At 31.5% G+C, this 11261-nt stretch carries 11 protein-coding genes; 8 read left to right on the top strand and 3 right to left on the bottom strand.

Annotated features, from left to right (window positions below; genetic code table 11):
• Positions 1-119 precede the first annotated feature (119 nt).
• The 3 genes from CQA53_RS12295 to CQA53_RS05555 all read left to right on the top strand — a co-directional run bounded on the left by CQA53_RS12295 (position 120) and on the right by CQA53_RS05555 (position 1774).
• Positions 120-761 carry a hypothetical protein gene (locus tag CQA53_RS12295; protein WP_181882367.1) on the top strand — a complete coding sequence of 214 codons (642 nt, stop codon included), beginning with the start codon at positions 120-122 and terminating at the stop codon, positions 759-761.
• A gap of 100 nt (positions 762-861) precedes the next feature.
• Positions 862-1113 (top strand): O-methyltransferase, encoded by a 252-nt coding sequence (locus CQA53_RS05560; protein WP_115543025.1) that lies wholly within the window; start codon positions 862-864, stop codon positions 1111-1113.
• 13 nt (positions 1114-1126) lie between these two features.
• A complete protein-coding gene (locus CQA53_RS05555) occupies positions 1127-1774 on the top strand; it encodes a class I SAM-dependent methyltransferase (RefSeq protein ID WP_181882366.1) in 648 nt (215 codons plus the stop codon).
• Between the two features lie 155 nt (positions 1775-1929).
• On the opposite strand, the gene CQA53_RS05550 is transcribed toward CQA53_RS05555, so the two are convergent.
• Positions 1930-2985 carry an ABC transporter permease gene (locus tag CQA53_RS05550; RefSeq protein ID WP_115543024.1) on the bottom strand — a complete coding sequence of 352 codons (1056 nt, stop codon included), beginning with the start codon at positions 2983-2985 and terminating at the stop codon, positions 1930-1932.
• 501 nt (positions 2986-3486) lie between these two features.
• Between CQA53_RS05550 and kdsA the strand changes: the two genes are divergently transcribed.
• Positions 3487-4314, top strand: coding sequence for a 3-deoxy-8-phosphooctulonate synthase (gene kdsA, locus CQA53_RS05545; RefSeq protein WP_115543023.1), 828 nt, complete (start codon positions 3487-3489; stop codon positions 4312-4314).
• A gap of 159 nt (positions 4315-4473) precedes the next feature.
• Here kdsA and dut read toward each other — a convergent pair whose 3' ends face one another.
• Positions 4474-4920 carry a dUTP diphosphatase gene (gene dut, locus CQA53_RS05540; protein WP_115543022.1) on the bottom strand — a complete coding sequence of 149 codons (447 nt, stop codon included), beginning with the start codon at positions 4918-4920 and terminating at the stop codon, positions 4474-4476.
• Positions 4921-5164: 244 nt separating this feature from the next.
• On the opposite strand from dut, the gene glmS reads away from it, so the two are divergent.
• The 4 genes from glmS (at position 5165) to CQA53_RS05520 (ending at position 10382) form a co-directional block, all read left to right on the top strand.
• On the top strand, positions 5165-6988 hold the full coding sequence (gene glmS, locus CQA53_RS05535) for a glutamine--fructose-6-phosphate transaminase (isomerizing) (protein WP_115543021.1): 1824 nt from the start codon (positions 5165-5167) through the stop codon (positions 6986-6988).
• A 309-nt stretch (positions 6989-7297) separates the two neighbouring features.
• A complete protein-coding gene (locus CQA53_RS05530) occupies positions 7298-8533 on the top strand; it encodes a phospholipase A (RefSeq protein ID WP_245945711.1) in 1236 nt (411 codons plus the stop codon).
• 413 nt (positions 8534-8946) lie between these two features.
• On the top strand, positions 8947-9585 hold the full coding sequence (locus CQA53_RS05525) for a class I SAM-dependent methyltransferase (protein WP_147290000.1): 639 nt from the start codon (positions 8947-8949) through the stop codon (positions 9583-9585).
• A gap of 230 nt (positions 9586-9815) precedes the next feature.
• Entirely contained in the window at positions 9816-10382 is a 567-nt protein-coding gene (locus CQA53_RS05520) for a porin family protein (RefSeq protein ID WP_115543019.1), read from the top strand.
• Positions 10383-10434: 52 nt separating this feature from the next.
• Here the strand turns inward: CQA53_RS05520 and CQA53_RS05515 are convergent, their stop codons facing one another.
• Entirely contained in the window at positions 10435-11238 is an 804-nt protein-coding gene (locus tag CQA53_RS05515; RefSeq protein ID WP_115543018.1) for a hypothetical protein, read from the bottom strand.
• Between the last annotated feature and the right edge of the window lie 23 nt (positions 11239-11261).

The raw sequence follows: 11261 nt of genomic DNA, 5'->3' as shown, positions 1-11261 counted from the left end.
AAATTGGTATGGATGATGCGATTATTAGTGAAGTCGCATGTGCTAGGATGGTTGAATGGGTTGTCTGTGCGGGGTGAGGGGTTGTGTAGGTTGGTGTAGGGGGGAGGGGGGAGGGGGGGGTGGGGGGGGGGGGGGGGGGGGGGGTGGGGGGGAGGTGTGGGGGGGGTTGGGGGGGGGGGGTCGGCTACAGTCTAGTTTCACAAAGCTTTACTAATTTTGCTCTAGATTTTTGTCTCTGGCATTTATCTGTGAATCAAGATGACAAATCACAGAAGATTATATATAAAGCCATAAATAAATATATAGCGAAAGACTTGGGACTGAACGATGTAGATTCTGATTACATATATAATCTAATGAATTACAAATGCTTGCAAATCATTTTAAAATATTCTTATAAAGATTATAAACAACTAATGCAAAATAGTGCTTGTAATATTATTCAAAATAAACTTGAATATAGGCTTGGCAATGCACTCATGAAGGCTAAAAATCCTTTTAAACTGCTAAAACTACCTTTTACTTTGATTCGCCTTATAAGAAAATATAGATTTGAACGAAAAGTATATAAGGCCATGATTACATTTAGACCTGAACTACAACTTAAACCATTAGAACAATATCCCGATTATGAAGAAGCTTTAAAAATTAAAGGGAAATTATTTTATAAATTAGGTGAAGCTTTTGTGCAAAATCCTTTTAGTTTTTTATTTAAGTGTTATAGAATTTGTAAGAGTTTTAAGAATAAAACTATAAATTAAAAAATTTCTTAAAATATTTTAAGAAATTTGGGATTGCAGGTAAGTATTATGGAATATTTTTTGTTTAATTTAATATCAAAATTATTTAAAAGATGAGTTTATGATACAAAACGAAATAATAGAGAAGTATTCAGAGATGACTATGGAGGAGAGGGAGTTTCTTGTCCAAACTTTAGAATCTAGTAAGCCAAAGAAAATCCTTGAAGTAGGAATTGCAGCAGGGGCAAATAGTGTAATAATTTTAGATTACTTAGACAAAACAAACCAAATAGATAATATAGAGCTTCATTCCTGTGATTATAATACAAAATACTACCGTGATATAATTACCCCCCCCCCCCCCGCAATATAGAAACAGTGGCTTCTTGGTTGAAAATTTAGCTCCCCACCTAAAAGATAAATGGCATCTTTATACAGGTGGATTTATTGTTAATCATATCCAAAAGATTGGTAAAGATATAGATTTTTGCATCATTGATACAGTTCATTCCGCACCCGGCGAGGCTATGGATTTCTTAATGGTGTTACCATATCTAAGCAAGAATGCTACCATCATATTACATGATTTAGGTTATCATTGTTCTTTACAAACCAAACAAGCAAATATCTGTTTGTTATTATTTCTTGCACTTAATGGACTCAAAATAATTCCAGATCCATATGCTAATTATAAATCGATGTTTCAAAATATTGGCTCTTGCATTCTTCATGATTACGATGAGAGGAAATTAGAAGAATATTTTAGGTTGCTTAGTTTTCCATGGGTTTATATACCATCAAATCCTGATTTATCTGTGTTTAGAGAATTTGTGAGACAACATTATGGTATAAAATTTGCACTATACTTTGATGAGATTCTCATTTTGCAAAAACAATGGCAAAACAAAAAAAATGAATATGCACATTTATTTAAATACCCAAAAATAGCACAATCCATCAACACACTTATATCATGCCGTATGTTTCCTCGCGATATGATAAGATTCATAAAAAAGAAATTACACAAAAGATAAAATACTCTTATCACAGAAATAATTAAGATATTTGAATAATGTTTGAGTCAGTTTTAAGATTTTGAAAAACCTTAAATAGTATCGCAAAAAAATACTATAAGTTTTTTATGGCTCTAAAACAAATTTATTACACTATTTTTACACAAGGCGGTCTCTCACAACCTTGGTTTTTTCCCAAATGCTTCTCGCACACCTTCGCCGATAAACACAAGAGATGATAATACAAGAGACATGGTTACAAAGCCAATGATTCCTAAATGTGGCGATTGGATATTATTTTTACCTTGTTGCAATAACTCACCAAGACTAGCACTTCCAAGTGGCATACCAAATCCTAAAAAATCTAATGTTGCTAATGTCGTAATGCTTCCAATCACGATAAATGGGATATAGGTTATAGTCGCCACAAGTGCATTTGGTAAAATATGCACAAACATAATCCTTAAATCACTAAATCCCAATGCTTTTGAAGCTTTTACATAATCTTGTGTCCTCGCCCTCAAGAACTCTGCACGCACGATACCGACAATACCAGTCCAACTAAATAAAAGCACAATGCCTAAAATAATCCAAAATGATGGCAATATAAAGCTTGAAACAATAATAATCAAAAAAAGTGTTGGAATCCCATTCCAAATTTCTAAGATTCTCTGCCCGAATAAATCTACCAAACCACCATAATATCCTTGTATGCCACCGATACATACGCCAATAATCACACTAAACACACTTAATATTAAACCAAATAAAAGAGAAGTTCGCAATCCATAAATAAGTCGTGCCGCAACATCGCGTCCTTGATCATCTGTACCTAAGATATGTTTTTTATCAGGCGGAGTTGGTGGAATACCATTAAGCTCCCAATCTACACTATCTGGGGCATATTCTATAAAAGGATAAATGATAAAATCATTTGTGAAAAGCTGTTTTACAAAAGGATCTCTATAATCAGGTAAGGTATCAAAGTCACCACCAAACTCACTCTCTGCATAATCTTTAAATATCGGAAAATAAAATCTAGAATCTTTATATATCAGAATAGGTTTTTCATTTGCTAAAAATGGAGCAAAAATACTTAATATGAAACAAAAAAGAAAGAAAAATAAACAATATCGAGCAATTTTATGTGCATAAAATACACGCCAACGCATGACATTTAAGGATACTCTTTTTGTTGTTTTATTATATCGAGAATCTTTTATATGAATCATTTTTTTTTCTTTTTATGCTATATACAAATTCAAAAATTTTATAAGAATTATGATTTGTAATTATTCTAATTGACGCATAGAATCTTTATTATAAGAATTTTAAATTACACAAACATTACAGAATTATAATGAATAACTTTAGATTCTTCATTTATTCGAAAAGTTTTATGGTAGCTTTTACTTCCATATCATACAAATCGCTAATTATCATTTATGAAAATTTTGAATAAAACTCAAAATATTTCAAATTTCTTATGTGATATATTATCAAAAATTTTCTCAAATGGAAAAATCTAAACAAAAAGAGATTCCAAAATAATAAAAGACTAGAATTTTGTAGAATCTCTATGTTTTGAGGTAATAAAATATGATAATGTAGCAATAGATAAAGCTAAAATACTAATTTAGAAATCAAAATATGTCAAAAAGCCTTATTATTACACATTGATACACTTTTCTAATTTATAATTGAAATTAAAATTTGAAAATCAAGGAATAATCATGATACTTTTTAGTGGTCCATGTGTAATAGAAAATAAAGAGAATCTCTATAAAATTGCAAAAGAACTTGAGTTTGCTAGTCAAGATTCAGAAATTGATTTTTATTTTAAGGCGAGTTTTGATAAAGCAAATCGCACAAGTTTAGAAAGCTATCGAGGACCTGGATTAGATGAAGGGTTGCGTTTGCTTGAGAGTGTAAAAAAAGATTTTGGTTACAAAATAATTACTGATATTCATGAGAGTTCTCAAGCGACAGCTTTGGCAGAAGTCGTTGATGTAATTCAAATTCCAGCATTCTTATGTAGGCAAACAGACCTTATTGTTGCAAGTGCAAAAACAAATGCAAAGATAAATATCAAAAAAGGGCAATTTATGAATCCTAATGATATGAAGTATAGTATTCTAAAAGTTATAAAAACACGAAATCCAGATATAACAGATTCTGAATTTAATAAAAATCCAAACTTACTTAGTCAAAAATATGGGATTTGGCTCACAGAAAGAGGTAGCACATTTGGCTATGGAAATCTCATAGTTGATATGCGTTCGCTTGTTATTATGAGGAAATTTGCTCCGGTTATTTTTGATGCGACACATAGTGTGCAAATGCCCGGTGGATTAGCAGGTAAAAGTGGTGGGGATTCTAGCTTTGTCCCTTATCTTGCACGTGCTGCCGCAAGCGTTGGGGTTGATGGATATTTTATGGAAACACATTTTAATCCAGCAGAATCTCTAAGCGATGGTCCAAATATGATTGAATTAAAGAAGTTAAAATCATTGATTGAGATTTTAAAAGAACTTGATACAATCGCCATGAAAGAAATTTAGAAGTTTAATACTCAATTACTTTGCTTTAAAGTTTGTAAAAGTGCTTAGATTCTATGTTATGTTATGCGAAATCTCGTTGTGAGCCAGCTCACAAGCTTCTATATACAAGAAGTTTTATCTTGTGGCAACTCATCACAATATCGTTTCGCATCTATCATTCTAGATTCCTGTGCTACCAAACCCACCAATCCCTCGTTTGGTTGTGTTTACCGCCTCAACCTCAACAATCTTTACTTGTGGAAGTTTTTGCACAATTCCTTGTGCAATTCTATCGCCTTGTTTAATTTCAAAATCATCTCCAAAATTCGCTAAAATAACCATAAGTTCTCCTCTATAATCACTATCAACTGTTCCAGGTGAATTAAGCACCATAATTCTGTGCTTCAATGCTAAACCGCTCCGCGAACGCACTTGTATTTCATATCCAGCTTCAATCTCCATGCAAAGTCCCGTGCGAATGAATGCACTTTGACCAGCAGGTATCTTATAAGATTCTAGAGCATAAAAATCAAATCCCGCAGCCTCTTCACTCCCAAATGTTGGAATAATTGCATCTTTGTGTAATTTACAAAATTTTAACATAACTTGCTCTCTTATCTTATTCATAACAACCCTTTAATAATCAAAATTCTTTACACACATTATAGCCATTAAATTTTTAGAAATTCTTATTTTTATCAAAAAATTAAAGGAATAAAGATTCTAAAATTATTTCTCCAATCATATGGAATTAAGTTTTTTTGCAAACATGAACAATCTTTAAGTATTCATATTATTTTGCTAGAATCTTATTTCAATTCTTGTAAAAATCAAATATATCATCACAAAATAAGATTGTTGAGAGGTTAAAATGTGTGGAATAATAGGTTATATTGGGAATCAAAATAAAAAAGAAACTATCATTAATGGCTTAAGAGAACTTGAATATCGTGGATATGATAGTGCAGGAATGGCAATATTACAAAATGATGATTTAAAGGTTTTTCGTGCGGTTGGCAAACTTACAAACTTAGAATCTACGATCATAAATGCTAAACTTCATGATGAGGTTTTCTGCGGATATGGTTTAGCCATAGGGCATACAAGATGGGCTACACATGGTAGTCCAACAGAGATTAATGCTCATCCACACATAGGAACACAAAGTGCACTTGTGCATAATGGGATCATCGAAAACTACAAAGAATTAAAACAAGAATTAGAATCTCAAGGAGTTGTTTTCTCAAGCCAAACAGACACGGAAGTTATTGTGCATTTGTTTGAATCTTATGCAAAAAATTACACAGCACAAGAAGCCTTTTCAAAGACTATACAACGACTTATTGGAAGCTATGCCATTTTACTCATCACAAAGCTTGAGCCAAATAAAATTTTTTATGCCAAACAACATTCACCATTGATGATAGGGGTTTGTTCCAAACAACATGATGAACACAAAGGTGGTGCAATATTTTTTGCAAGTAGTGATGCAGCACTTATTGGTCTTGTAGATAAAGTTGTGTATTTGCAAGATGGTAATTGTGGTGAAATTGACATGTATGGATTCCAGAATCTCCACAATATACAACCTTTTTATGCAAATAAAATATCAGCACAAAAAGAAGGTTATCGGTTTTTTATGGAAAAAGAAATTTATGAACAAGAAAGCATCTTACTTGAAACGATGATGGGAAGAGTAAGTGAAGATGGTATTATACTTGATGAATTAGATTCTGACTTTTTTGAAAGATTTAGGAGCATAGCAATTTGTGCATGCGGGACAAGCCATCATAGTGCACTTGTTGGTAAATATCTTATTGAAAGAAAAGCAAGGGTGCGTGTTACGACTCATATTGCAAGTGAATTTCGTTATGCAAAACCCGTGCTAGAAAAAGATGAACTTTTCATTGCGATTTCACAAAGCGGAGAAACAGCAGATACACTTCAAGCACTTAAACTTGCAAAAGATGAAGGATTGATAACACTTGCAATTTGTAATGTAGATAATAGTGCTATGGTGCGTTTAGCTGATTATTCCCTCCTCACGCGTGCAGGAATAGAAAAAGGCGTTGCTAGCACAAAAGCATTTGCAACTCAAGTAATGGTATTGTGGATTTTTTCTGTTTTACTCGGCATTAAACGCAAAAGAATTAATGAAATTGGAATAAAAAGTGAAATTAAAGCAATGCTTAATGCACAAAAAGCTACAAAAGTTCAAGCACAAATACATGATAAAATCAAGCGACTTTCACGCAGGTATTTGCATGGACATGGTTTTTTCTTTATCGGACGAGATATTTTTTATCCTTTGGCTTTAGAAGGTGCATTAAAACTCAAAGAGATTAGCTATTTACATGCAGAGGGTTATCCAAGTGGAGAAATGAAACACGGACCAATCGCACTTGCTGATAGCGAACTTTTTACTCTTGCTCTTATGCCAAAAAATCTTCTATATAACAAAAATAAAAGTAATGTGGAAGAAATTATTGCAAGAGATTCTACTATTTGTGCCATTACACCACTTGACTTTGATTTGGCTGATGATGTAGTAAAGATTCCAAATTATCAAAGCTATATGGAAGAATTTTTTGCAATGATGGTAATTTTACAACTTCTTGCTTTAGAGATTGCTGTGAGACTTAACCGTGATGTAGATATGCCACGCAACCTTGCTAAAAGTGTAACCGTTGAATAATTGTTATTATCTATTACGAAATAGACAATCGTTTATGATAAAAATGGAATAGTAATTTTTCTTTCATAAATACTATCTTTGGTAAAAAACCATTTTTCATTACTAAAAAACCTTAATTGTAAGCTCAAATGTAAAAAAATCTCTCATGAAATTTAGGTAATCTCTTGTAAAATTTTGACTGAATATTATGTAAAAAGATTAAGACAAAAATCTATGTGCATGGATTTTAATATAAAAGATGTGAAAAATGTATTTTTATTACAATTTTATATTTTATAGTATATAATACTCTTTTTTGGAGAATAGGTTATGGGTAAGGGTAAGTTTTTATATACTTATTTAATATTGTATGAAAGTTATGTAAAAATAAAAAATACTAAAACATTATGGGCTAAAGATGTTACAAAAAGATTTTTAAACAAAATATTATTTATTCTGATTATATTCTTCTTCCATGCAATATGTTTCGCACATATAAAAGAGAATAAAAATGATACAATAATACAAAATTATAATAATGTTGAGTTAGATTTGCACTTATTTAATACTAAAACTTCGCCTAATCAAATTTTCAAGAATATCTATGCCATCCATAACCCAAAAATGTTGCATCCTCTAGTGTTTGCTACTCATAGAGATTCTGATGTAGATCTAACAAACTCCACATCAGTTATTTCACAGAAAAAAGAAAGTTTTTGGACAAAAACAAAAAAGCATTTTTTTGATACAGAACTTTATAAACAAAGAGCACAAATTGCAGAAAAATCTTATCAATATTATATGCAATTACTAGAACATGAGGGGACATATTTTATCTACCAATATAGTTTGCCACCTCATGGAATCTATGGAAATAATATCCCAAGTGAATTGAAGTTTCAAATGAGTTTTCGTGTCCCTCTATGGAGGGGAGCTTTATGGAGTAAGGGAACAATTTTCTTTGCTTACACACAACAAATGTGGTTTCAGCAATTTAACAATCGATATTCAAATCCTGTTCGCGATACAAACTACAAACCATCAATATTTTATTCTTATCCGGGTGATTGGAAACTTTTTGGTGGAAAAATTAAAGAATTAAGAATTGGTTTTATTCATTTTAGCAATGGTATTGGTGGAGATGAATGTGTAAGAACTAGCCCAACCTACATTCCAAGCGAATGTCGCTCTAGGAGTGCTGGCAATAGAATACTCTTTGATATAATTTGGGAAGCTGATTATAAATCTCATATTTTTGGAATCCATCTTAGTGTTTGGCCATATATTCCAAAACGAAGGGATAACTTGGATTTACCCGAATACATGGGCTATGCAAATACAAAACTCTATTATCGTTATAAACGGCATTTGGTAGAATTACACATATCACCAATTATTTCTGATTATACAAAATATCATGGCTCTATGCGTTTAGGTTATGCTTTTGCTCTCAATCGCTATGTGTCTTTATATGGACAGTATTTCTATGGTTATGGAGATAGTTTATATGAATATAATATACTTTCTCAAAGGATTGGTGTGGGATTACGAGTAACAAGTTTTTAGTAATTTTGGAATAAATAAGAAATTTAATTTGAGATTTCTAATTAGATTTTTATGTAATATTCACCTCATACAAAGCAATTTGGGTATATATTTTCTTAATGAAAATGTTTGCATATTGCAATTAAAGCATTTTGCATTACAACTTACACAATATATTGCGATACTTCTAACTGATTTACCTTATATTTTTAGTATAATACGGTATAAATCCTCATTAAAATCTGTATAAGGAATAATCATGACACAACACGAACTTCAACAAAATATAAGTCTAAAATATATTATGGGGGGGGGGGGGGAACTTCACATCACAATTGATCTATAAAATTTTTGGTATAACTTTTTATAAAAAAGATCTAATAAATGAAAATGTTTTATGTCCTATATGCAATTGGAGCGGTAATAAATTTGCAATGTTTGGTCTTATAGCAAGAGATGCCCTATGTCCAAAATGCGGAAGCCTTGAGCGACACCGTTTATCTTACTTTTATCTTTTGAGTAAAATTAATCTTTTTGCAAGTAAATCTATAAAAGTCCTACACTTTGCCCCAGAGAAATCTATAACCAGCATTTTTAAAATGTTTAAGAATATAGAATATATTAGCTGTGATATTGAGCCAGAAAAAGCTATGTGTGTTCAAGATATAACAAATATTACTTTTGATGATAATACCTTTGATATTATTTTTTGCTCACATGTCCTCGAACATATTGAAGATGATAGCAAAGCTATGACTGAGTTATTCCGCGTATTGCATCCACAAGGTATAGCTATTTTACAAGTTCCATTTGGCAAAATTCATCCATTTGACAAAACAGAACTCACAACTACATTTGAGGATTTTACAATTACAGCACCAGAAGAAAGAGAAAAGGCTTTTGGACAAGAAGATCATGTAAGATTATATGAAAAAAATGATTTTGTTAAAAGATTAAAGGATTCTGGATTTAATGTTATTGAAGAAAAAATAATGGAAGCCTTTAAAGACGAGTTTCAAATTAAATATGGACTTTCTGCAGATGATATTATTTTTGCGGTAACAAAACAATAAGTGCTAAGTTTGAAAAATTAAGTTGCAAAGATTTATCCTATATTCGTTTTAATTTAAAAATAAATTTTACAAGCTTGGTAGTATTAGAATAGAATCACGGGTATCATTTTAGATTTACTTTATAGAAAAACATTGCACACAAAAATAAATATAAAATTATTTATGATATAATTCCAGCTGATTGAATGGGTGGAAAGCTTTATTCGTCCAAATTATTAATAAGGAATAATATGAAAAAAATATCAATTATGGCAAGTATTGTATTGTTAAGTTCTACCATTGCATCAGCAAGGGTATTTGTTGGGATACAAGCCGGTTATGATATGGGTAAATTTGAATCTGTATTGCGTGGGAATAATGGGGTTTTGGGTAGTAGTGCATTTAGTGCGATACAAGATCACAATTTCTATGCTGGATTAGATGTGGGGACAGAACACATTTATAATTATGTGGGATTTAGGTGGTTTGTTGGTGTGGGATATACAAGTGCATTTGAAACCGCAGAAATTAATTTGGGGGTGGATTTCCTACTAAATTTCCTTAAAAGTGATAGATTTTCAATGGGATTCTATGTTGGTGTTGGTAGCAGTTTTCAAGCTTTAATTAATCCTGCATTAAAAGGAGAGATACCAATTCTTGGTCGCACAGGGTTAAGCTTTGGATTAGGTGAACACAATCGTATTGATATTGGTGTGCAAATCCCAATTATCACTTGGAGTATTGAGGCATTTGATAAACCATTTGGTATAATGTATTCACCTATACGCACACAGATTGGATATAAGTATATTTTTTAATAATGCAAAAAATATACTTGAAAACTTAAAAAGTGTCATGCTATTTATGATTTTAGAATCTTAGTTCATAATTAAGTATTACTCTTGGTTGAAATTCATAAATTTGAGAATGACGCACAGATAAATCAATTGCATTATGTTTAGTAAAGACAACATTTAGCCCCCACACAACACCAGGTCCATACGAGGTATATCTACCATCAAGATTAAATGATGGTAGAATGGTTTTACCTCCCTCCATGATTTCATATACAAATCCAACATAAGGTAAAAATCGATAAAAACCAATATAACCAGTAAATTGTAAGCCAGAATTTTTATAGAATCGCGTGTTTTCTCCAAGCGAATGCAGAGCAACTTCATAATTGATTTGTAATTTTATTCCTGCATAAACATTTGGTAGATTAAATTGTTGATTAAAACCTAGAGCAATGCCAAAGGTAGGCAATATATCGCTTGTGATTGTTGGATCAATACGTGCTAACTTAGAGGTAAAAGTCATACCGATTCCTGCCTGAACATAGAAAAAAGGCACAGGAACTTCAAAACCATTATGTGCATAAAGAATTCTTCTTTTTGAGAAATCTTGTGTTGTTTGGTCTTGCGTGGTAGATTGTTCTTCTTGTTTATTTTTTCCTTTTTTTTGTGATTCTGTAATATTGCTTTTATCTTTTATGGTTGGCAAAGATTGAGATTGCTTGGTGGATGATAGAGAATCTTCAATATTTTCTGATTTTTGTTGGTGCTGTTGTGTTATACTATGGAGAGGTATAGCAAATACAATACAGAAAAATATTACACTCTTATATTGTTCTTGTGCGTTATTGATTTTTTTATAAGTCCATTTTTTAGCCATACAACCCCTTTACACATAAATCT

It is taken from the genome of Helicobacter didelphidarum (assembly GCF_003364195.1).
Taxonomy (GTDB): domain Bacteria; phylum Campylobacterota; class Campylobacteria; order Campylobacterales; family Helicobacteraceae; genus Helicobacter_A; species Helicobacter_A didelphidarum.
Note: the sequence above shows the minus strand (reverse complement) of the source record. Positions and strands in the feature narration are given on the sequence as shown.

What these genes read in the sequence shown, in the direction of transcription:
- dut (WP_115543022.1), bottom strand. Translation starts at nt 4,920, where the DNA reads ATGAATAAGATAAGAGAGCAAGTTATGTTAAAATTTTGTAAATTACAC.
- kdsA (WP_115543023.1), top strand. Translation starts at nt 3,487, where the DNA reads ATGATACTTTTTAGTGGTCCATGTGTAATAGAAAATAAAGAGAATCTC.
- CQA53_RS05525 (WP_147290000.1), top strand. Translation starts at nt 8,947, where the DNA reads ATGTTTGGTCTTATAGCAAGAGATGCCCTATGTCCAAAATGCGGAAGC.
- CQA53_RS05530 (WP_245945711.1), top strand. Translation starts at nt 7,298, where the DNA reads ATGGGTAAGGGTAAGTTTTTATATACTTATTTAATATTGTATGAAAGT.
- CQA53_RS05520 (WP_115543019.1), top strand. Translation starts at nt 9,816, where the DNA reads ATGAAAAAAATATCAATTATGGCAAGTATTGTATTGTTAAGTTCTACC.
- CQA53_RS05515 (WP_115543018.1), bottom strand. Translation starts at nt 11,238, where the DNA reads ATGGCTAAAAAATGGACTTATAAAAAAATCAATAACGCACAAGAACAA.
- CQA53_RS05550 (WP_115543024.1), bottom strand. Translation starts at nt 2,985, where the DNA reads ATGATTCATATAAAAGATTCTCGATATAATAAAACAACAAAAAGAGTA.
- glmS (WP_115543021.1), top strand. Translation starts at nt 5,165, where the DNA reads ATGTGTGGAATAATAGGTTATATTGGGAATCAAAATAAAAAAGAAACT.
- CQA53_RS05560 (WP_115543025.1), top strand. Translation starts at nt 862, where the DNA reads ATGATACAAAACGAAATAATAGAGAAGTATTCAGAGATGACTATGGAG.